We start from the raw sequence: 19,729 nt of genomic DNA on the forward strand, positions 1-19,729 counted from the left end.
AAGCCTACTGGAGTGCTGACCAGTGGAACATGCCATCGAGTAAACTTCCTTCGGGAATCTAGACCAGGGAGTAGCGCCCCGACCTAAAGAGGATTGAAAGCAAGTAAAGCAGACCGTGCATGTTAGGTGTGTGTGATTGTGAGTAGCGTCTGGCCCTGCGAAAAGGGCTTTTTTATTGCCCTGAGAAATACTAGTGTAATCATACCAAATTAAAATGCTTGATTAACCAGGAATGAATCTTGCTTAGTTCGACAAAGTTAATGACATTATTTCAGCAATGAATATTATAAATTTATGTTTTATAAGTGAAAATAACTGACATTTCTTGCGACATGATTGCTTGATTGTCCAGGAGTAAAATCATGCTTAGATTACCGATGTGTTTATTTGGCCTGCATGGCGTGCCAGATTCTAAAAACGAGAAGCAAAACAGTTTGTCTCTCGAAAACAATTAGAAAGGAGAATCAAATGCTCCAATTTATATTCTGTTTATTCGGCCTGCATGGTGTGACTGAGATCGACTACACGGTTGATGATGAAGAAATCAAAGTGTGTCGGGATTGTTTGAAAGAAGTTGAATAACAATCACTCAAGCAAAGAGCTGTTTCATAAAGCTGTAATATTTAAGCAATATAGTTGCTTTGCAAAAGAAGAAAGACGTTGTGACGCAAGTCAAGCCCGTTTAATTGGAGAGAGTTAAGCGGGCTTTTTTATTTCAAAATCGCCGGACGTATTACGGCAAACAAAGCCCCTCGCATTCTAGATGTTGAGGGGTTTTCCTTTTTATTAAAATATTTTGTTACATTAAATGAACGCCTAGCTTAGTATTTGTTATTCATTAATTTTATTTTTTTTAATGTTAATATATTATTATAAAACAATAACATAGTAAAATATTGCTATTGAGAGTTAGTGCTTTAGTAGTCATCATGAACTAAATACGAAATAGTTATTTAGAGAATTTTTATCATGAAACCACCCAAAAGTGTGTATAGTTACACAATGAACAGCAAAGATATTATTAAGCGTCTAGAGCAGGAAGGCTGGTATAAGGTTGGCGGTAAGGGCGACCATGAAAAGTACAAGCATCCTGAAAAGTCCGGGCATGTTGTGGTGCCACATCCACGTAAAGATATGCCGATAGGAACTCTACGCAATATATATAAACAGGCTGGTTGGGAATGGAGGTAAAAATGTTATATCCAGTATATGTTCATAAAGATGAAGATACTGCATACGGTTTAACTTTCCCTGACTTTGAAGGGTGTTTCAGTGCTGCTGATGAAATGCAAGACATCCAGCGCATGGCGCAGGAAGCGGTTGAAGTTCACTTTGATGGTGAAGATATTCCGTTACCTACACCGTCAAGCCCGGAACAATGGTTAAGTGATGAGAGATTTGAAGGTGGTTTTTGGTTGTTAGTTGATATTGATACAGCAAAGGTAAATACCAAGTCTGTTCGTATTAATATCAGCATGCCAGAAGCTTTAGTGAAACGTATTGATGCTATGGCTAAAAAACAACATTTAAGCCGTTCGGCATTTTTAGCCAAAAGCGCGGAAATGGCATTGCATCAGTAAAATAAACAATATGACAGACCCAGCCTGAGTGCTGGGTTTTTTATTTTGAGGTGCCCATGACAGACAAAGTACAAGCTAAACAAGACTTAGAATTTTGCAGTGCTGAGCTGTCTAAGTATCAAAACCTCAGTAGATCAGGATTAACGCTCAGTGAGTTGCATGCAATCGACGGCATCATGATTAAGCTGAAAGAGCGTATTAAGAATTTGCGTACGGCTCTTTATACGTGATGTTTTGATTTAGGGAAGTGTATTAATTGACGTTATCTAAATACTTGAATATTCTCGTGGTTCGAAAATTAAGAATATTTAGGTAATAACAATGCTTATTAAAATTGATGATTATGTTTTGAACACAGATAAAATCACAAAAATTTTTGTGGATCCAGATGGAAAATTTGTAGTTGTTTATTTTTCACAAGATGATTATGAACGATTCAGTTTCCCGCACCGTGATAGCCAAGAGAGCTTCTTAAGACGAATTGGCTTAGAAAATTACTTTGCATAATTCTTAAGATGATAAAGGCCTCCTTCGGGAGGTTTTTTGTTGGGTGCAGATCATGGATCCAAAACACTATAAAAAATTAACCGATAAGGGTCTAATCAAAAATAAACCTCGCAATAGACCACTACCTAAAGCCAGTGAGAAATACTTAGAAGCTTTCGATCGACTAAAAGAAATCCTTGATCGGATGGAAATCAAATATGAAGAATACTTCCATTTTAAAACCACTAAACACTGGCGCTTTGATTTACACCTGGTTGGATATCTCACATTGATTGAAATAGCTGGTGGTCCTTGGTCTGGTGGCCGTAAAGGTAAACTGGCTACTAAAGCCTGGAGCATAGATCGTTATGATCATGCTGAAGAAATGGGATATCGGTATATACGCTTCGAAGTCTCAGATATCTCATCATCCAATAGGGCCGTACAGTGGCTTAGAAATTTAAAGGCATCACATGGAACAGTTCAGACCATTCCCACCGACGGATCTGATTGATCAGGCCGAGGAAGAAGAAGCCATACGTTTGGCACCGGCACCAGAGCTTAAAGAATGGGTCGTAAAGAATTGGCTTACTTTAGGTGGTGAATTGCACAACCCGGATCATGATCATATTGCTGAATTACTGCATGACAATGAAGAGTTCCTTGCATTCGCCTGGGCTTCATCTGCCGCCGTAGCGAAAAAACGTATGGTATTGGGTCAATGTGAAAAAGTCATGTTTAACGTGGGCGGCTGGAAGAAAGCACGCCAGGAACAACAGATGCGGGATTGGTTTGGTTTTGTACCTCAATATCTGATTACGGTTGATGCTGCATTTTGTGAACAAGCCTCAGATCGTGAATTCTGTCGGCTGATTGAGCATGAGCTTTATCATATCGGTGTAGAGCGTGATGAAGATGGCGAAATCATTTATAGCGACCATACTGGCTTACCTAAGCATTATTTAGCTGGCCATGACGTTGAAGTGTTCTTTGGTGAAACTAAGCGATGGGGTGCAGACGAGTCTGTAAAACGGCTTCTGGAAATTGCCAAGAATGCGCCGTTTGTATCAGAAAAAAGTATGGCTGCGTGTTGTGGGAATTGTGTGATTGGTTAGGGCTGAAAGGCTCATTTTTTTGGCTGTCTTGCATGACGTAGCATGACAAAGGGGTAATTATGGCGGCACTTAAAGAGCCTATAAAAATCTTTATAGTTCAGTCTCTTGCTTGCTTTGAAACACCTCAACAAGTAGCAGATGCTGTCATGCAAAGATTTAACATCGAAATTGATCGTCGGCAGTGTGAAAATTACGACCCAACCAAGTATGCAGGCCGAAATCTCAGTAAGAAATTAAAGGATCTGTTTGATAAAACGCGTGAGGATTTCCGAAAGAATATTTTTGATATTCCGATCGCTAACCAAGCATTTCGACTGAAAGAAATTCAGAAAATGTATGAGGATGCTGGAAAGAATAAAGTATCCAAACAGAATCTGTTGAAATTGGCTTATCAAGAAACAGATGCACGCACAACCAAGCAGGAAATAACTGGCCCAGACGGCGGTCCATTGCAGAATGAAAATACAACCTATGTAACTGCCTCGAAAGAATTGGTAAGGCAGGTGATGGATGAACTCGAAAGTAAATACTAGCTTGCTGGAAATGCAGATCGAGCAGGAACGGTGCGAGAAAGAACATTTATTCTTTACGCGCCGTTTTTTTCTGCCACGTATGGGCTTCAAGTTCTCGGTCAATTGGCACCATGAATACATAGCCTGGGCAATTGATGAAGTTATTACCGGACGAATCGAAAACCTAGTTATTAACGTTCCACCTGGTTCAGGTAAAACTGAATTACTGACTAACCTAATTGCACGCGGTATCGCTCGAAATCAGCGTTCAAGATTTTTATATTTGTCATTCTCGCAGTCACTTGTAGAGGATGTTTCATCCACGGCGCGAAACATCGTCAAATCGGCAGATTTCCAAGGCTTATGGCCAGTTAAGATCTCGACCAGTACCGATGCTAAGGCGAGTTGGAAAACAACTGTAGACGGCTATGAAGCAGGTCACGTTTATTCTGCTTCAATGGGTGGTCAGGTTACGGGCCGCCGTGCAGGTACATTGGCTGATAATGGATTTACCGGTGCGATTATCCTGGACGATCCGCTCAAGCCTGAGGATGCATTCAGTAAGACGGCACGTAACAAAGCAAATCGTAAGATTCTGAACACGGTCAACTCACGTAAGGCTAAGTCCTCCACACCAATTATTCTGATCATGCAGCGTTTACACGTTGAGGATCCGACTAACTTTGTGATGACGGGTAACGTCCCGGGCAATTGGCATCAGATTTCGATACCAGCCCTGATTGATGATGAATACATCAATGCCTTGCCAGAGCATATTCGAAAGAAAGTGCCGCGAGATGTCGAACGTGACGAAAAAGGCCGTCAAAGCTACTGGCCATTAAAAGAATCTTTACTGTCGTTACTGCAGCTGGAGAAAGGTGGCCAAGACAAAGACGGCGCTACGGTATCTCGGTATACATTCAGCAGTCAGTATCAACAGGCACCGAAAAAGCTCGGTGGAGATCTGGTCAAGGCTGAATGGTTTGATCGATACCTTGAGTTACCAGTTTTGAAATGGCGTGCGATCTGGGCAGATACAGCACAGAAGATTAAAGAACATAACGACTACTCAGTTTTCTTATGTGCAGGCCTTGGGTATGACAACCGGCTTTACATCATTGATGTGCGCCGTGGCAAATGGGAAGCACCTGAGCTGATTAAGGAAGCCAAGGCTTTCATCAATAAGCACAAGGAAAGCAATACCAAGATCGGCAAACTTCGTTACATGGCCATTGAGGACAAAGCATCTGGAACGATGTTGATCCAAAACATTTCGCGTGAAACGACATTACCAATTAAGGCAATCCAACGTGATACAGACAAACTGACCCGGACCATGGATGTGGTGTTCTATGTCGAGGATCGTCGTGTTGTTCTGCCTGTAAGTGCGCCATGGTTGCTGAACTACATTGAAGAAATTGAGGGCTTAAAAGCTGATTTCACCCATGAGCATGATGACCAATGGGATCCAACGATTGATGCGATTAATGATTCTCTTGCGAAAAAGCCGACTGTATTTGATTAGAGGTATTTATGGCTAAAGATAAAAAGTCGGATACAGGCGGTAAAATTAAAACGCTTGTAGCTGATGCAGTAAAACAGGCTATTAACGTTATTGGTGATGCTGGTGCATATACGAACCTGGTATCGAATATTGGTACAGAACGTGATAAAGCGGCACACGGTAAATTTGTACGGAAAGACATTGACGATGATCAGCTTGAAGCGGTATACCAAAACTGGCTCGCACGCCGTATCGTCAATCGTCCTGCATCGGACATGCTTCGTGCTGGATGGTTCTATGAAGGCATACAAGGTGGTGATTTAAAGCGCCTTGAAGAAGCGTGTAAGGCGTTTCACTTAGAGCATGTGCTTTTATCAGGCTTGATTCTTTCTCGTCTCTACGGCGTTGTGTACATCCTGCTTGGAACGGCTGATGGCGGTAACTTAGATCAACCTTTAGATATTTCGAAACTTGGCCAAGGTCGTTTGGAATTCTTTACGGTGGTTAAGAAGAAATATATCAAACCGGACAAAAACACATATTTGCCACCGTCGGCATGTTGTGGATTGCTCAAACAGCCTGAATTTTACGACATGAAGATGGGAAATGAGGCGAAGAAGCGCATTCACTATTCTCGCTTAATCCGTATTGCCCATGCGGATGTGGTGAATGAAGAACCTCAAAGTATTTTGCAGGAAGTCTATGAGGACCTGCTCGATCATGCCAGTGTTAAGCGTGGATCCGCCAGCCTGATTCATGAATCTAAGATTGATGTTATTCAAACGCCTAACCTGGTCGACAAGATCAAAGAGGATATGAAAGGAGTCATGGAGCGCTTTATGTCTGTGGGCTTGATGAAAAGCTTGAATGGCATGCTGGTCCTTGATGCTGAGGAAGAATACAGTTCCAAGACATATAACTTCGCTGGCTTGCCTGACATGATGCGTGAATTCTCAGTCCAGACGGCGGGTGCGGCAGATATTCCCTATACGATTCTGTTTGGCCAATCACCTGCAGGAATGAATGCTACTGGTGAGCATGACACTCGTAATTATTACGACTCAATTGCCACTAAGCAGGAATGGGACCTCAAGCCGATCTTAATGAAGTTTCTTACCGTGATCTGCCAGTCTACGTTTGGACGCCAGATTCCTGAACTGAATGTGGTGTTCAATCCACTTTGGCAATTGGATGCGAAAGTCCGTGCGGAAGTGGAAAAAGCGAATGCAGAACGCGACGAGAAATACTTAAACATGGCCATCATTACTGAGCCTCAGATTGCACGTCAGTTAGTTATCGACGGCGTTTACTCAGTCATTGATGAAAATCACATCAAAGAATTGGAAACGATGGTGAAGCCAAATGACGACGATGATACAGATCCTTAAACCACAGCTTCAGCAGATCAAAAAACGCAAGAAAGGACGCAAGGCAAAGCCTAAGGCAGTCAAAGTCAATCGCCGTGTTGAGCTGTTCTATACACGTCAGCTTTTGGAAATATCCAAGTATTGCCAGGAACAAACCAAGGATTTTGTTTTACCCACCGTAGGGCAGAACATTGGTGATAGCTGGGTGACGGATCTATTCACGGCGTTACGTGAAAAGATGGTTAAGTACACCATGGAAGTGTCGGTATCTTTAGCCACTAAGGTGGTTATGGATACCAGCAAGGAAGTAGATAAGCAGATTGCTAGTCATACCAAGACTATTCTTGGTGTGGACCTTACGCCGTTTTTCCGTGGTGCCGATATTCAGGATGAAATCGATAATCAGATTGCTGCAAATGTCTCTTTGATTAAGTCTATTCCAAGCCAATACACCGATAAGCTGGAAGCATTGGTGATGGGTGCCTTGCAGACAGGGCAGACCAATGAGGAACTGGCTCAGGAAATTAAAAAGCTTGGGCATAGTACTGACTTTCGTGCACGGATAATCGCAGCCGACCAAATGGGCAAGATCAACGGCGCCATCAATAAGAAGCGTCAGGAATCCATGGGTGTCGAAACTTATGTATGGCAGTCAGCAAAAGATGAGCGTGTGCGACCAGATCATGAAAAAAAGCATGGTGAAACATTCCGATGGGATGATCCACCAAGCGGAGGGCATCCAGGTCAACCAGTTCGATGTCGATGCACAGCATTGCCGAATTATGAGGATATTTTGATTGACTGAGTATTTAGCCATTAAGTCTAAGTTCTTCAATTCTTCTAAGATATCCATTTCGTGCATGGTAAATACTTCCCTTAGATTTAATTAAATGTTTTAAATATCTTTCTAATTCTTCTAATGAAACTTCTTGCTCTTCATCACTTAAACTGGTTATTAACTTATCAATCACCTCTTCTGGAGTCTCTGTTAATCTCATAATTTTATTAAAATATTCATGATAATTATAATCACACCCCTCTAAATTATCGTTGAGTGTTTTATTTTGAGTATTGAGAAGTCTGGAGAACTCATATTTAAGTTCTTCATTTTTATGTTTGATTTCATAAATAAGATCTTTGCATTCATATGCTGCACTTAGAATAGAAAGTTTTAATTCAAAAAACCTTTGCTGTTGGGATAGTTTTATTTGTGTTTTTGCATATAGTGCAGCAATAACTGCAAATATCAAACCAATTAGAGCAAATATGGTCTGTAATTGGGCTGAGTTATTCTCAATTATGTTCCATAAATTATTAAGACAATTCATTTTTATAACCTAGTATTTTTTATTAGTTTAATTACTACCAACATACATAACCACCTCAACAGGTGGTTTTTTTATGAGCTCAATTTATGAAACTCATTTACCAACTCAAAATTGGTGACTTTGCACCAAGCGAAAGTACACGCTCATTTACTCAAGAAGGGTATCTGAAATGCATCAATGTGCGCTTGGCTAAAGCACCTCAAGTCCGTCAGTACTACGCTTATGAATTTCCAAATTTGGAAGGCTATTCAGCGGATCAGGTCATCAATGTCTATGTGGCAGCAGAGGATCTATTCAAACCGGAAGTGATCAAGAGCTTCGACGGCGTAGATGCAACGGACTATCACCCACCTAAAAATGAAATCAATGCTTCCAACTGGAAGGACTACCATATTGGCGAGTGTGAAAACGTACGCCAGGAAGGGGAATTCATGCTGGGTGATCTGATCATCAAAGATCAGAACAGTATCAATGCTATTCAAAATAATGAGCGTGTCGAGATCTCATTAGGCTATGCGGCTGATCTTGTCCTTGAACAAGGCACGGCACCTGATGGTACGCCGTATCAAGCCAAATTTATCAATTTTAAAGGCAATCACGTGGCGCTGGTGAAATACGGTCGCTGTGGCGGTGATTGTCGCGTCGGTGACCATAAACCAAACCCAAAGGGGAAAAAGATGGAAGTTAAAGTAAACGGTATTCGCTTTGAGATTGGTGACAACCAAGCGCTAGCTGATGCTGTAAAGCAACAAGAAGACCAGCTTGAAAACTTAAAAGCAGCAAAACTCAAAGTCGGTGATAAACAATTTGCCATCGGTGATGAATTGCCAGCCGTACAAGCAGTGGTTGATACCTTGCAGACTGAAAATGCAGAACTGAAGCAAAAAGTCGGTGATCTTGAGAAAAACCAAATCACACCTGAAAAGCTTGATCAGGTCGTGGCTGAACGTGCGTCAGTGGTTGCGGATGCCGTTGCCTTGGTACCAGGTATCAAAACTGAAGGCTGTTCATGTGAGCAAATCAAACGTGATGTGATTGCAGCCAAAGCAGGTGACACATTGGTGACCGCTGTACTGGGTGGTGTCGCCGTGGGTGATGCTAAACCTGAACAGATCGACACGGTCTTCCGTGCACTGTCAGCAGTGAAGTCGACCACACCAGGCAATGCCGTGGGTGATGCATTACATCAACAGCAACAACAGCAAAACCAAGGTCAAGCCCCTAAAGAAAATAAGGGTTATGACAAGTCTGCTGCATACAAAACAATTTAAGGGGAACTTGAATCATGGTTCAGCAATTAAATGCGGTGGTCGGTCAGCGTGGCCGTTTAACTGCTAAAGAAGTTGTACTGTCATTACCGCTTTCAGGTCTGACTTTAGTCAATGACGGTGATGTGGTTGTCCGCACGACTGATGGCAAATCAGTAACGGCTGTGTCAGGTGCTACACCTACACGTTTTGGTGTGGTGGTACGCCACGGCGTTGGTAAGACAGGCAAAACGGCGGCTGGCAAAGAAGCTTATAAAGCGGCTGATATGGTGCCAGTGATGTTTGAGGGTGCAATTTGGGTCAAGCCTACAGCGCCAATCACTGACATTACTACTGCGGTTTACGTAAAAACTGCAAACGGTACCACAGCAGCGCCGTTGGGTTCTTTGTCGAGCTCAGCAACTGACGGAACAGTATTACCAGGTGCAGCATGGGAAACCGTGACAGGTGCCGATGGTTTAGCCCTTCTTAATCTTCGTGGAGCTTAATTAAACATGAGCAAATTAGCAAAAATGAAAGCGCGTTTAACGCCGATTTCACATGCCATTCAGGCACAAGTTGGCGATGCGTTCAACATGGATGCATTGGCACAGCTCTTCGTAAAGATCGAAGAACAAAACGAAATTACACCACAGCTTGCACAGGTCCTTGACTACGCCAAGTTCATCCCAGTGACCAATGTAAATGCGGTTTATGGTGGTGGTGAAATCCTGTCTCGTAAAAAAGGCGTGGGTATCGGCGAAGACTATGCTGGTACAGGTGATGATATTCCGCTTGCAGAAGTTGAATACGATACTGTAAGCCTACCAGTGAAAGTCGGTGTGATTGGCTACCAATATTCAGTGGTTGAATTGGCGACCGCACAGCAAATGAACCTCACGCTTGAAGCGGATAAAGTTCAGGCTGCAAATTTAGCAGCTGAAAAGCACATGTCGAATGTGGCTTGGTATGGTTACACCAAAGCCAATGCGAGTGGTCAACTTGAACAGGTGAATGGCTTCTTAAACCAAACAGGCGTCACTATTGTGACAGGTCAGCATGATTGGTCTACGGCGACCATTGAAGAGGTTTTATCCGACTTCAATAACTCATTGGCTGATTCGTCAGATTTGTTTGATGGTGATTCTTCAATTGAGCCTGATACCTACCTGATGGCGTCAGCGCAATACACACACCTTTCAACACGTGTGGTACCAAACTCAGGTGGTAAAACATTCCTGAAGTACATTGAAGAAAACAACATCTTCACCACTCAGGGCAAAACATTAACCATCCGTGGTTCTGGTCGTGGCAATGGTAAAGGTACCGCTGGTGCTGACCGTTCAATCATCTATCGCCGTGATCCATCATGTATCCAGTTCAAAGGCAACAGCATTGAGTTCTTGACGGCGCAACCGAAAGGCCTGGATGTACTTGTGCCAGGCCACTACAAATACCAAGGTGTTTGGCTGAAGCGTGTTGATTCACTTCGTTACCTTGACCATGCATAAGGATTAAAATCTCATGGCTAAATATTCATACACATACAGCGGCTCTAATGCCGCTTTTGTTTTTGCAGGCCTGGTGACTTTACCTAAAGGTATCGCCGTAGTAGTTGAAGCCAATCACCACAAAGCACTTCAAAAGAATAAGTTTGCCAAGCATCTGATTGATGCAGGTGAGCTGGCTGTTGAAGAAGTTGCAGAAGTTGGTGATTCTAAACCTGCTTCAGGTCGTGGTAAGGGTGCTCAATCAGGCAAAGATGATGGTAAAGGCAAGGATGAATCCAAACCTGCTGAGCTTACAATTGATGACGTGCGTAAAGCGCTGACTGATCTTGAAATCACCTTTGCTGAAGATGAAACCCTTGAGCAGTTGCAAGAAAAACTTGCTCAAGCTACCGAATAAGGTGAGCTATGGACCCACAAGCTTTTAAGTTGAAGTTTAAGTACGACACGGCGCTGATGAATCTACCCGATGCAGAAATTGCAGACGCATTAGAGGAAGCGGATCTCGTTGTGAAGTCACTTGAATTTGGTGATCTGAAAGAACGTGCTGTGGGTCTATATGCAGCACATATTCTCAAGGTTGCACTCAAATCAAAGTCAGGTAACAGCTTTTCAGATGCGTCGAGTATGACCATTGCAGGTCAGAGCGTGAGTTTTTCACGTTCTGGTACCGATGCGTTTTACAACCAAAGCATTTATGGCCAACGTTATTTGGCATTAAAAAATTCAATTCCAATTGGCAATGATGGTACCAATCCCAATCGTTTGGGCGTTGGAGCTTTCGTTGTTTAGGAGCAAGGCATGTCATTTAAGTATCAAGCGCCTGATCATTTCAAAGCGACTTCGCTTGAAATTGCAGGCATCACATACAAGGTTGAAAAAGGTGTGATCGAGTCGGATACCGACATTGCACACATCTTGGCACCACATGGTTTTAAACGTGCGGTTGCTGAAGCCAAAGCAGAACCGAAAAAGGAAACTGCTGCTGCAAAGTAGGTGATGTATGAGTGATTACCGTGTTGATGCTGATGTTGATTTTAACGAGGTCAATGAGCGTGTACGTGCTGAAATACGACGCACGGTAAATGCACTCACACTTAAACTTCAGCGCACTATTCAGGAAGACATGCTGACAGGTCAGCGCCTGAATGTGCAGTCTGGGCGTTTAAGAGGATCCGTTTCATCTAAGGTGGAAGAGGATAAGGACTGGATCGAGGGTACAGTCGGTGCGGGTGGTGCTTTAGTACCTTATGCCTTTGCTCATGAATTTGGCTTAAAAGGCACGATGGCCATCAAGGCACATTTGCGCACGATTAAGAAAGTCTTTGGTCTGCCAATCACACCACGTCAAATCATGATTAAAGCCCATTCACGTAAAGTCGACATGAAAGAGCGCCGTTTTATGCGTGATTCACTGGATGAAGTGGCGAAGATCGTACCGAAGAATATTGATGCTGCAATTGAAAGGGGATTAAGCAGTGAATAGTGAAGCCATTTACCAAGCATTGTTTAATCGCTTGTCAGGCATCGAGGGGATTAAAACCACAAGTCGCCGTTTAAAGCATTTCAATCATGTTGCACCTGAAGAGCGTCCAGCTTTATTCGTGACCCAAGGTAATCAAACCGAAGCACCAGTGAAAGGCTTGGATGCCAAGGTTGAACTTGAAGCGGAAGTGTACGTTTACATTCATGAATCAGATCCATCCATACCGCCGTCGGTACAGTTGAATCAGATGATTGATCAAGTGCGTGCCAAGCTTGCACCGGATAATCCTGACATCTGCGAATACCAAACCTTAGGTGGATTGGTCGAGCATTGTTGGATCGAGGGTACGATCGAAGTTTTTGAAGCAGTGGAAAACATGCTTGATGACCAAGGGATTTCGATTATTCCGATCCGGATCCTCACCACTACCTAAAGCAATTTATAAATTCCATGACCGCCACTACGGCGGTTTTCTCATTTTTAAGAGGTCGATATGGCTCAATATTTATTTGGTGCCGGTAAAATCTTTGCCACACCATTACAGGATGTGCACGGTAATCCAATCACCAACGGCACACCAGTTGAAGTGGGCGTAGTGCAGTCAACGTCAGTTGATATCAGCTATGACTTAAAAGAACTCTATGGCCGTGGTCAGTTCGCCGTAGACGCCGCACGCGGTAAAGGTTCAATTAAGTGTAAAGCGACTATGGGTCGCATCAACGGCGCATTGTTGAATTCCATTTTCTTTGGTGGCGTGGTCACTGAAGGTGGTATTACTGCAGTAGCACAGACCATCAATGGTGAAGTCGTTGCAGCGTCAGTAACACCAGTCGTTCCGAACAGCGGCACATTCTTGAAAGACTTGGGTGTGACAGATGCCAAAGCAGTTCCTTTAAAGCGTGTAGCAAGTGCACCGGTTGCAGGTCAATACAGTGTGGATGAAGCGGCAGGTGTTTATACCTTTGCAGCAGCTGATGTGGGTAAAACTGTTTTTATCAGCTTTAAATACACAGCGACGGTGGCAGGTGCCAAGTCAGGTGTCGTAAGCAATTTGGATATGGGTTATACGCCTGAATTCAGTGTTGATCTGTTCCGTGACTACAAAGGTAAATTCTTTGGTATGGAATTCTTCCGCTGTGTCAGCAATAAGCTTGCCTTTAGCTCAAAACAGGATGATTACGATCTACCTGAGTTTGAATTCCAACCAATGGCCGATGATTTAGGCCGTGTCTTCAAATGGACTACTTCGGAGTAATACCAAATGCAATTTAACCAGGTCGAAAACCCACGTGGTAATCCGCTTAAAATTAACGGCCAGATTTGGATTTTTGCGCCGTTGTCATTAGGTGCTGCTGAAAAGCTGATGCCAAAGCTTAAAACCTTTGATCCAAGTGACTTTGCTTTAGTGGCAGATGTTGCTTATGGCTCTTTAAAGCGTAACTATCCTGACATTACACGTGAATTTATTGCTGATGAACTGCTTGATGTTGGTCACGTGAACGCCGTATTTGAGACGGTCATGGGGGCTTCTGGTCTGGTTTATACAGGTGAAGACGAGCAGGCAACCGATTCGGGGGAATAGACTGGGAGGAACTGTACACGCATTTGGTGCTGACTTTGGGCAAGGGTTACGACTATGTGCGTAATGAATTGGATTTCCCAAGAGTCAAAGCATTGAATGCGTATCAAAAACAGTGTCCTCCCAGCCATGTCGGTATTCAGCGATTATGTCGAATCCTTGAAGCATTTATGGGAATTGAAGACAGTACCGGTTCAGATGATTTGCAAAACGATGATGAAGATGATTTGTTTGCGGATCTGCAGAACTTTCCTCAGGGTGGCTAAGGTTGCCCTGATTGATTTATATACTTGAGTTGGTTAAAGTTTGTGTGACTTTATAACAAATGGCAATAAAAATGGCTTTAATCAATTGCAAGGAATGTGGGGCGCAGGTTAGTACGCAAGCATCAAGTTGTCCAGGTTGTGGTGCAAAAGTAAAAAAACCGACTTCAAAATTTACTTGGGTAGTGTTAGGCATAATTATACTAGGAATTATCGGAGCGATGGCTGGTGGTGAAAATAATGGAGGCTCATCATCGGGGACTCCAACACTTTCACCAAAAGAGCAAGCCTTGCAGAATTTAGAATTCAATTTTGATTGGAGCAAGGGTGGGTTTGAAAGCATCATGATGATTGATATGACTATCAAGAACAATGGGGATAAAGATATTAAAGATTTCACTGTTGAGTGTGAGCATTCTTCAAATAGTGGAACGAAAATTGACAGTAATAAACGTGAGGTTTATGAAATCATTAAAGCTGGTGAAACTAGAACATTCAAAGAATTCAATATGGGTTTTATTCATTCACAAGCAAAATCTTCAAGCTGTGGTATTACAAACCTAGTTGTTATGTAATATGTGCTCTATGACAAAATCTAATGAATCGAATGCTAAATTCGGACTTTTTGAAATTAATCTTACAGATTGGTGGGTATCCGAATTCACAGACAGTGAAAGGGATAGTTTTTTTGATTTGCTTAAGCAAAAGCATTTTGATTTTACTGAGCTAAATAAAAGGACGGTTATCAACAATGAATCTTTTCTAATCATAGATGAAGCCATAATTCCCTTTTTGGAAAACCTATCAGTTTGGTTGAAAAATTCTCCAGAATTATCACATAAGCTGTTTTTAAAATTTTTAGATGTCGCAGCCTCAGATCCAGTTGCAGATTGTACCAAGCTGGCAAATGATAAGTTATATAGAAATTGGTTTATCTTAAGACACTTAAGTTTATATAACATTCACAGTCAAATAAAAATGGGAGTTGAAAGTGCTGAATTCAACGATGGTAATTATGAAACTGCTCCTGCTACCTGTAAGGAATTAAATGGCAAGTCATTTAGCTTTAACGATGATTTAGATTTTATTATTTCCCATTGGCAAGATTTTAAACCAACGTGTCGCTGTGTCCTACTACCCAATTATTCCGACATATTGATTGATTAAGCACCTCAGGGTGCTTTTTTTATACCTACTTTATTCCGCCTCACGGCGGTTTTTTTATGCCTGCGAGATAGGAATCATGAGTAACAATCGAGTAGAAGTGCATGTCGGTGCGAAAACTTCCGACCTTAAAAAGGGCATGAATGATGCTGAAAAAATCGTTAGTGACGGCGCTAAACGGATTGAAGATACAGGGAATAAAGTTAAATTTAAGCTGGACTTCTCAAATATCAAAACCGGATTAGATGATGTAACGAAGAATATCAGTAACAGATTTGAAGATATTGGAAAATCCATTTCAGGCAACCTAGCTAAAAATTTTGCCGCCGTAGGTGTGGGAATTGCTGCTTCAGTTGGGACAGCGGTTATTGGATTGGCGTCATTAACGTCTGAAGTTGGTCGAGCGTCTAAGGAATTGGAAATTCAAGCACGATTGGCCAATACAACCACAAAAGAATTCCAAGAGTGGGCATTTGCCTCTAAATCAGTCATGGTCGAGCAAGACAAGCTATCTGACATCATGAAAGATGTGAATGATAAGTTTGGTGATTTCATGCAAACTGGTGGCGGAGAAATGGCTGATTTCTTCGAAAAAATTGCACCAAAAGTGGGGGTGACTGCCAAAGAGTTCCAAGGTCTTACTGGTCCGCAAATCCTCGAAAAGTATTATCAAACTTTAGAGAAAGCCAACGTATCCCAAGCTGAGATGACTTTCTACATGGAGTCAATCGCTAATGATGCAACGCTCTTGGCTCCATTGCTAGAAAACAATGCTGAGAAGCTAAAAGAGTATTCAAAACAAGCGCATGAACTTGGCTTGATCATGGATCAGGATGCAATTGCTAAGACAAAGGAATTCAATACTGCCTTAAATACGATCCAACAGACTATCGATGGGGTATTTACCAGACTAGCAGCTCAAGCAGCACCTGCGCTTACTAATCTAGCAAATGATTTTCTTACTTTTGCTTCTACTGCAAGAGAGGGGATAGATGCTGCTGTAACAGCGATAATTACAACTTTTGAAAGCCTACTTGATATTGTCCAAACAGTATTTAGTACGATAGGTGGAATTTGGAGTGATTTAACAGCTGATATTGGTGATGGGTCGATTCAACAAGTTGGGTTTATCGATCTAGTTGCTGGTGCGATGAATGGATTCGCAGCCGTAGCAGTTGGTCTAAAGGTTAGTATTGAAATTGCTTTTGCTGCTATTCGTGCGGTCGTCGCTACAGTGTGCCAAGCAATCAATATTTCGGTAAATACGGTAGTGAATGTATTCGGAGGATTCCGAGATACGATTCAATTCGGCCTTGACGTCCTATCGATTAAGTTCCAAACGTTTGGCAATGTGGTTAGCAATGTATTGAACTTTAACTTTTCAGGTGCGAAAGCATCTTGGGAAAGTGGGTTATCACAATTAGGCTCCATTACCGATCGTTATACAGGTCAGATGCAGTCGCGCCTAAATAATTTAAAAACAGGTTGGAACACTGGTGTTAATAACGCCGCCAATGCTTGGGGTACAGCTGGTGATAGTATTTCGAATTCTGCCAATACTGGAAATCAAAGACTCCAATATTTGTTTTTAAAAAATCCATCAGGTGGCATATCTAAGCCAGTATCTCAACCAAAACCAAGTACGTTTAATCCATCAAAAGGTATTGGTACTGGTGTTAAAGATGCAAAAGGAACTTCGGCAAAAGCTAAATCTGATGCGGATGCAAAAGCAAGAGAACGTGCAGCTGAACAAGCTGAAAAAGCCCTTGCAGATATTCGCTACAAGTATGCATCCAAAGAGCAAAAAATTGCTTTGGATTTAGCTAAATCGATTGAGGAAATTGAAAAATCTAAGGTTTCAAGCGCTGAAAAAGTAGCATTTAAAGTACAGGCTGAAAAAGATGCTGCTGAAAAAATTAAAGCATTAAGACTGCAGGAGTTTGAGGAAACCAAACAAAAGATTAATGCTGAAATTGATTTTAAAGAGAAACAATCTCAGCGATATTACGAGATTGAGATGGCAACAATTCAAGCCGAATTTGATGCTAAGAAAATCTCAAATGTTGAAAAGATTCGTTTGGAAAAAGAGCTAAGCGACAAGTTACTGCAAGAAAAACGCAAACACTTGGAAGAACGTCTTGCTTTAGAAGATCGCCAAACATCTATTTCAGGCAAAGAGGGCAAACAGAGTCAAATCAAAAGTCAAATTCTGGACATTGATGCTGATAAGAAAATTTCTGACACAAAACAGTCAGGACTTATATCAGATGCTCAAATGAAAGACTTTGAAGATAAGTTTGGTGGTTTGACATCACGTATGTCAGGGCTATGGGATAAAGGCATTCAAGCCATGATGAATGGCACGCTGACATGGAAAAACGCCATGAATGCCATTTTCACGGAATTGGCTGGGGCATTTGTTCAAAGCATGATTACGGCGCCAATGAAAAAGTATGCCGCTAGTTTAGCTACTCGATTGGCTGTAAAGCTTGGATTCATCAAAACTGAAACGGCTGCTGAAGTCGCAGGTCAAACTGCACAGACTGGCGCCGTAGTAGCAGGTGAAACAGCAAAAACAACTGCTACAGGTGTGGGAGTGTTTGCTCGTATCGGCCTCAAGATCATGGAAACCATCAAGTCCGTAATGATGTCAGCCTGGGAAGCAATGGCCAAAACCATGGCTTCAATTCCGTTCCCATTAAACATTGCATTAGGTGCAGCAGCTTTTGCTGGTGTGGCCGGCATTGTCGGCAAGATCGCTTCTGCCCGGGGCGGCTATGACATTCCTGCAGGTGTGAATCCAGTAACTCAATTGCACGAAGAGGAAATGGTCTTGCCTAAACAGCATGCCAATACGATCCGTGCTTTGGGTAAAAACTTAACCTCCGATGGAGGAATAGGTGGAGGCGGTGGTAGTTCAGCGCAAACATTTAACAATTTCACGATTCAGGCATGGGATTCAAAAGACGTACGCCGTTTTATGGAAAAGCATGGTCGTGAATTGGCAGGTGGTCTGAAAGGCTATAACCGTAATTTTGGGCGATAAGGGAGAAGGTTATGTCTGATGTATTGTTTCCTGAATTGCCAGGACTGGAATGGGATCTTAGCAAGAAACCCATTTTCAATACAAAGATTATGGAATCAGTGAACGGTCGGGAGCTTCGAGCAAGTTACCAGGCCGTTCCAAAGTATGAAATATCTTTGTCATTCGGCTTTCTTCGTGAATCGAAAGGGAAGAATGAATTACAGCAACTCGAAAGTTTCTTTTTAGAACGCCGTGGTGCATTCGATTCCTTTCTTTTCAAAATGCCTGAAGACTGTGAGTTTAAGTGCACTTTTACTGGTGATGGTGAAACTACAAATTTTCAGCTACATAAGCAGATGTATACATCACAAATACCGTTAGCACATACACAAGAATTTGAATCAGAAGATCCACTGATGTGGGCAGATGATTTAGATCAACCGATGTGGACTGATTTGGATGAGCGAATGTGGGAAACTCAATACAGCATCAGTAAAAATGGATTTATAACCTTGCCAGTGCCACTGGCAGAAGGCGATACGCTGACAGTATCAGGCACATATTACTATCGTTGTCGATTTGCTGACGATGAACAGCAATACACCAACTTTATGAGCAAGTTATGGAAAGCCAATAAGGTTGAGCTGATCGGATCTTTGGGAAATAAAGTATGAGAGCAGCTTCTGCAAAACTAATTGCGTTACTTGATGCTGATCAGTTTGTGATGGCGGATCTCTACACCATTACAACAGTGCAGGGCGATGTTTTTCGATATACGAATTATGATTTTGACCTGGTGGTTGCCGGTCAGGTTTATAACTCAGATGGCCCAATTATCAGCCGTGATGGAATCAGTCTTTCACTGGGTATTGAAGTCGATAATTTATCGATCAATATTGATTGTATTGACGATAACAAATGGAACGGCATCAACGTTGTTCAAGCATTTCATAATGGCCAATTAGATGGTGCTCGATTTAAGTTAGAGCGCATATTCATGGCTATGAATACACCAACGGACACCAGTGCCGGGACGATCAAATTGTTCGAAGGTCGAATCATTGAGCCTGACTTAGATCGCAATTCAATTCAAGCTAGTGTTGCATCAGATCTGGATGAATTGAACGTGCAAATGCCGCGAAATCTTTATCAGCCAAGCTGTACTAATACGCTATTTGACACGGCATGCGGTCTATTACGTCAAGACTTTATGGTGCAGACAAATATTGAAACGGGCAGTACTGCAGCACGAATTTTATGCCAGGTGAATCAGCCTCAAGGTTGGTTTACTCAAGGCGTGATCGAGTTTCTGGACGGTGGAAATGCTGGTCTAAAACGAACGATTCGAATGCATGAATCAGGTGCTTTGTTATTGACTTTGCCATTGTTGGAAGCACCACAGGCAGGGCAACGAATCAAGGTTTATCCAGGATGCGATAAGCGTTTGGAAACTTGCCAAAACCGTTTCGATAATTTCGCTCGTTTCCGTGGTGCGCCATTTATACCGGTACCAGAAACCGCAGTTTAACCAATTTTGTATTAATCCATACCCAGCCATTGAGCTG

Annotated in this window: 27 protein-coding genes; 26 read left to right on the top strand and 1 reads right to left on the bottom strand. The window is 42.3% G+C overall.

Annotated elements, in window-relative coordinates; all coding sequences use genetic code 11:
• Window positions 1-1,002 precede the first annotated feature (1,002 nt).
• The 10 genes from B3Q46_RS11615 to B3Q46_RS11660 all read left to right on the top strand — a co-directional run bounded on the left by B3Q46_RS11615 (window position 1,003) and on the right by B3Q46_RS11660 (window position 7,369).
• Complete coding sequence (locus tag B3Q46_RS11615) at window positions 1,003-1,191, top strand: type II toxin-antitoxin system HicA family toxin (RefSeq protein ID WP_034581200.1); 189 nt, start codon at window positions 1,003-1,005, stop codon at window positions 1,189-1,191.
• A 2-nt stretch (window positions 1,192-1,193) separates the two neighbouring features.
• Complete coding sequence (locus tag B3Q46_RS11620; RefSeq protein WP_005236593.1) at window positions 1,194-1,580, top strand: type II toxin-antitoxin system HicB family antitoxin; 387 nt, start codon at window positions 1,194-1,196, stop codon at window positions 1,578-1,580.
• Window positions 1,581-1,636: 56 nt separating this feature from the next.
• Complete coding sequence (locus B3Q46_RS11625) at window positions 1,637-1,810, top strand: hypothetical protein (RefSeq protein ID WP_286715861.1); 174 nt, start codon at window positions 1,637-1,639, stop codon at window positions 1,808-1,810.
• A gap of 91 nt (window positions 1,811-1,901) precedes the next feature.
• Entirely contained in the window at window positions 1,902-2,087 is a 186-nt protein-coding gene (locus B3Q46_RS11630) for a hypothetical protein (RefSeq protein WP_180159372.1), read from the top strand.
• 52 nt (window positions 2,088-2,139) lie between these two features.
• A complete protein-coding gene (locus tag B3Q46_RS11635; RefSeq protein ID WP_286715864.1) occupies window positions 2,140-2,580 on the top strand; it encodes a hypothetical protein in 441 nt (146 codons plus the stop codon).
• Complete coding sequence (locus B3Q46_RS11640; RefSeq protein ID WP_286715866.1) at window positions 2,540-3,181, top strand: putative metallopeptidase; 642 nt, start codon at window positions 2,540-2,542, stop codon at window positions 3,179-3,181. Before B3Q46_RS11635 ends, B3Q46_RS11640 begins: the two co-directional genes overlap by 41 nt.
• Window positions 3,182-3,240: 59 nt before the next feature.
• Window positions 3,241-3,714: a DUF2280 domain-containing protein gene (locus B3Q46_RS11645; protein WP_286715868.1), complete on the top strand. Its 474-nt coding sequence runs from the start codon at window positions 3,241-3,243 to the stop codon at window positions 3,712-3,714.
• Window positions 3,692-5,218 carry a phage terminase large subunit gene (gene terL, locus B3Q46_RS11650; RefSeq protein ID WP_286715870.1) on the top strand — a complete coding sequence of 509 codons (1,527 nt, stop codon included), beginning with the start codon at window positions 3,692-3,694 and terminating at the stop codon, window positions 5,216-5,218. The genes B3Q46_RS11645 and terL overlap by 23 nt, the downstream gene beginning before the upstream one ends.
• Window positions 5,219-5,226: 8 nt before the next feature.
• On the top strand, window positions 5,227-6,585 hold the full coding sequence (locus tag B3Q46_RS11655; protein WP_286715871.1) for a DUF1073 domain-containing protein: 1,359 nt from the start codon (window positions 5,227-5,229) through the stop codon (window positions 6,583-6,585).
• A complete protein-coding gene (locus tag B3Q46_RS11660; protein WP_286715873.1) occupies window positions 6,560-7,369 on the top strand; it encodes a phage minor head protein in 810 nt (269 codons plus the stop codon). The genes B3Q46_RS11655 and B3Q46_RS11660 overlap by 26 nt, the downstream gene beginning before the upstream one ends.
• A 4-nt stretch (window positions 7,370-7,373) precedes the next feature.
• Here B3Q46_RS11660 and B3Q46_RS11665 read toward each other — a convergent pair whose 3' ends face one another.
• Complete coding sequence (locus B3Q46_RS11665) at window positions 7,374-7,892, bottom strand: hypothetical protein (protein WP_100357074.1); 519 nt, start codon at window positions 7,890-7,892, stop codon at window positions 7,374-7,376.
• Window positions 7,893-7,978: 86 nt separating this feature from the next.
• On the opposite strand from B3Q46_RS11665, the gene B3Q46_RS11670 reads away from it, so the two are divergent.
• The 16 genes from B3Q46_RS11670 to B3Q46_RS11745 all read left to right on the top strand — a co-directional run bounded on the left by B3Q46_RS11670 (window position 7,979) and on the right by B3Q46_RS11745 (window position 19,692).
• Complete coding sequence (locus B3Q46_RS11670; RefSeq protein ID WP_286715878.1) at window positions 7,979-9,163, top strand: DUF2213 domain-containing protein; 1,185 nt, start codon at window positions 7,979-7,981, stop codon at window positions 9,161-9,163.
• 14 nt (window positions 9,164-9,177) lie between these two features.
• On the top strand, window positions 9,178-9,648 hold the full coding sequence (locus B3Q46_RS11675) for a structural cement protein Gp24 (RefSeq protein WP_286715881.1): 471 nt from the start codon (window positions 9,178-9,180) through the stop codon (window positions 9,646-9,648).
• Window positions 9,649-9,654: 6 nt separating this feature from the next.
• Complete coding sequence (locus B3Q46_RS11680; RefSeq protein WP_286715884.1) at window positions 9,655-10,650, top strand: DUF2184 domain-containing protein; 996 nt, start codon at window positions 9,655-9,657, stop codon at window positions 10,648-10,650.
• Between the two features lie 13 nt (window positions 10,651-10,663).
• A complete protein-coding gene (locus B3Q46_RS11685) occupies window positions 10,664-11,047 on the top strand; it encodes a hypothetical protein (protein WP_286715887.1) in 384 nt (127 codons plus the stop codon).
• Between the two features lie 8 nt (window positions 11,048-11,055).
• Window positions 11,056-11,439, top strand: a complete 384-nt coding sequence (locus tag B3Q46_RS11690) for a DUF4054 domain-containing protein (protein ID WP_034703003.1) — start codon at window positions 11,056-11,058, stop codon at window positions 11,437-11,439.
• Window positions 11,440-11,448: 9 nt separating this feature from the next.
• Window positions 11,449-11,643 carry a hypothetical protein gene (locus B3Q46_RS11695; protein ID WP_164543071.1) on the top strand — a complete coding sequence of 65 codons (195 nt, stop codon included), beginning with the start codon at window positions 11,449-11,451 and terminating at the stop codon, window positions 11,641-11,643.
• 7 nt (window positions 11,644-11,650) lie between these two features.
• Window positions 11,651-12,133, top strand: coding sequence for a hypothetical protein (locus B3Q46_RS11700; protein WP_164543070.1), 483 nt, complete (start codon window positions 11,651-11,653; stop codon window positions 12,131-12,133).
• Complete coding sequence (locus B3Q46_RS11705; protein WP_286715894.1) at window positions 12,126-12,566, top strand: hypothetical protein; 441 nt, start codon at window positions 12,126-12,128, stop codon at window positions 12,564-12,566. Before B3Q46_RS11700 ends, B3Q46_RS11705 begins: the two co-directional genes overlap by 8 nt.
• Window positions 12,567-12,626: 60 nt before the next feature.
• The gene (locus B3Q46_RS11710) at window positions 12,627-13,388 is read left to right on the top strand and encodes a hypothetical protein (RefSeq protein ID WP_286715896.1); all 762 of its coding nucleotides are present in this window, start codon (window positions 12,627-12,629) and stop codon (window positions 13,386-13,388) included.
• A 6-nt stretch (window positions 13,389-13,394) separates the two neighbouring features.
• Window positions 13,395-13,715, top strand: a complete 321-nt coding sequence (locus B3Q46_RS11715; RefSeq protein WP_286715898.1) for a hypothetical protein — start codon at window positions 13,395-13,397, stop codon at window positions 13,713-13,715.
• A gap of 26 nt (window positions 13,716-13,741) precedes the next feature.
• Entirely contained in the window at window positions 13,742-13,978 is a 237-nt protein-coding gene (locus B3Q46_RS11720) for a hypothetical protein (protein ID WP_286715942.1), read from the top strand.
• Between the two features lie 71 nt (window positions 13,979-14,049).
• Window positions 14,050-14,550, top strand: coding sequence for a zinc ribbon domain-containing protein (locus B3Q46_RS11725; RefSeq protein ID WP_286715901.1), 501 nt, complete (start codon window positions 14,050-14,052; stop codon window positions 14,548-14,550).
• 10 nt (window positions 14,551-14,560) lie between these two features.
• The gene (locus B3Q46_RS11730; RefSeq protein ID WP_286715903.1) at window positions 14,561-15,142 is read left to right on the top strand and encodes a hypothetical protein; all 582 of its coding nucleotides are present in this window, start codon (window positions 14,561-14,563) and stop codon (window positions 15,140-15,142) included.
• A gap of 76 nt (window positions 15,143-15,218) precedes the next feature.
• Entirely contained in the window at window positions 15,219-18,185 is a 2,967-nt protein-coding gene (locus B3Q46_RS11735) for a phage tail protein (RefSeq protein ID WP_286715906.1), read from the top strand.
• Between the two features lie 11 nt (window positions 18,186-18,196).
• On the top strand, window positions 18,197-18,838 hold the full coding sequence (locus B3Q46_RS11740; RefSeq protein WP_286715908.1) for a DUF2460 domain-containing protein: 642 nt from the start codon (window positions 18,197-18,199) through the stop codon (window positions 18,836-18,838).
• Window positions 18,835-19,692 (top strand): DUF2163 domain-containing protein, encoded by an 858-nt coding sequence (locus B3Q46_RS11745; RefSeq protein WP_286715911.1) that lies wholly within the window; start codon window positions 18,835-18,837, stop codon window positions 19,690-19,692. The genes B3Q46_RS11740 and B3Q46_RS11745 overlap by 4 nt, the downstream gene beginning before the upstream one ends.
• Window positions 19,693-19,729 lie beyond the last annotated feature (37 nt).

The organism is Acinetobacter sp. UBA2581, from assembly GCF_002339435.1.
GTDB lineage: Bacteria > Pseudomonadota > Gammaproteobacteria > Pseudomonadales > Moraxellaceae > Acinetobacter > Acinetobacter variabilis.

What these genes read in the sequence shown, in the direction of transcription:
- B3Q46_RS11615 (WP_034581200.1), top strand. Translation starts at nt 1,003, where the DNA reads ATGAACAGCAAAGATATTATTAAGCGTCTAGAGCAGGAAGGCTGGTAT.
- B3Q46_RS11620 (WP_005236593.1), top strand. Translation starts at nt 1,194, where the DNA reads ATGTTATATCCAGTATATGTTCATAAAGATGAAGATACTGCATACGGT.
- B3Q46_RS11625 (WP_286715861.1), top strand. Translation starts at nt 1,637, where the DNA reads ATGACAGACAAAGTACAAGCTAAACAAGACTTAGAATTTTGCAGTGCT.
- B3Q46_RS11630 (WP_180159372.1), top strand. Translation starts at nt 1,902, where the DNA reads ATGCTTATTAAAATTGATGATTATGTTTTGAACACAGATAAAATCACA.
- B3Q46_RS11635 (WP_286715864.1), top strand. Translation starts at nt 2,140, where the DNA reads ATGGATCCAAAACACTATAAAAAATTAACCGATAAGGGTCTAATCAAA.
- B3Q46_RS11640 (WP_286715866.1), top strand. Translation starts at nt 2,540, where the DNA reads ATGGAACAGTTCAGACCATTCCCACCGACGGATCTGATTGATCAGGCC.
- B3Q46_RS11645 (WP_286715868.1), top strand. Translation starts at nt 3,241, where the DNA reads ATGGCGGCACTTAAAGAGCCTATAAAAATCTTTATAGTTCAGTCTCTT.
- terL (WP_286715870.1), top strand. Translation starts at nt 3,692, where the DNA reads ATGAACTCGAAAGTAAATACTAGCTTGCTGGAAATGCAGATCGAGCAG.
- B3Q46_RS11655 (WP_286715871.1), top strand. Translation starts at nt 5,227, where the DNA reads ATGGCTAAAGATAAAAAGTCGGATACAGGCGGTAAAATTAAAACGCTT.
- B3Q46_RS11660 (WP_286715873.1), top strand. Translation starts at nt 6,560, where the DNA reads ATGACGACGATGATACAGATCCTTAAACCACAGCTTCAGCAGATCAAA.
- B3Q46_RS11665 (WP_100357074.1), bottom strand. Translation starts at nt 7,892, where the DNA reads ATGAATTGTCTTAATAATTTATGGAACATAATTGAGAATAACTCAGCC.
- B3Q46_RS11670 (WP_286715878.1), top strand. Translation starts at nt 7,979, where the DNA reads ATGAAACTCATTTACCAACTCAAAATTGGTGACTTTGCACCAAGCGAA.
- B3Q46_RS11675 (WP_286715881.1), top strand. Translation starts at nt 9,178, where the DNA reads ATGGTTCAGCAATTAAATGCGGTGGTCGGTCAGCGTGGCCGTTTAACT.
- B3Q46_RS11680 (WP_286715884.1), top strand. Translation starts at nt 9,655, where the DNA reads ATGAGCAAATTAGCAAAAATGAAAGCGCGTTTAACGCCGATTTCACAT.
- B3Q46_RS11685 (WP_286715887.1), top strand. Translation starts at nt 10,664, where the DNA reads ATGGCTAAATATTCATACACATACAGCGGCTCTAATGCCGCTTTTGTT.
- B3Q46_RS11690 (WP_034703003.1), top strand. Translation starts at nt 11,056, where the DNA reads ATGGACCCACAAGCTTTTAAGTTGAAGTTTAAGTACGACACGGCGCTG.
- B3Q46_RS11695 (WP_164543071.1), top strand. Translation starts at nt 11,449, where the DNA reads ATGTCATTTAAGTATCAAGCGCCTGATCATTTCAAAGCGACTTCGCTT.
- B3Q46_RS11700 (WP_164543070.1), top strand. Translation starts at nt 11,651, where the DNA reads ATGAGTGATTACCGTGTTGATGCTGATGTTGATTTTAACGAGGTCAAT.
- B3Q46_RS11710 (WP_286715896.1), top strand. Translation starts at nt 12,627, where the DNA reads ATGGCTCAATATTTATTTGGTGCCGGTAAAATCTTTGCCACACCATTA.
- B3Q46_RS11715 (WP_286715898.1), top strand. Translation starts at nt 13,395, where the DNA reads ATGCAATTTAACCAGGTCGAAAACCCACGTGGTAATCCGCTTAAAATT.
- B3Q46_RS11725 (WP_286715901.1), top strand. Translation starts at nt 14,050, where the DNA reads ATGGCTTTAATCAATTGCAAGGAATGTGGGGCGCAGGTTAGTACGCAA.
- B3Q46_RS11730 (WP_286715903.1), top strand. Translation starts at nt 14,561, where the DNA reads ATGACAAAATCTAATGAATCGAATGCTAAATTCGGACTTTTTGAAATT.
- B3Q46_RS11735 (WP_286715906.1), top strand. Translation starts at nt 15,219, where the DNA reads ATGAGTAACAATCGAGTAGAAGTGCATGTCGGTGCGAAAACTTCCGAC.
- B3Q46_RS11740 (WP_286715908.1), top strand. Translation starts at nt 18,197, where the DNA reads ATGTCTGATGTATTGTTTCCTGAATTGCCAGGACTGGAATGGGATCTT.
- B3Q46_RS11745 (WP_286715911.1), top strand. Translation starts at nt 18,835, where the DNA reads ATGAGAGCAGCTTCTGCAAAACTAATTGCGTTACTTGATGCTGATCAG.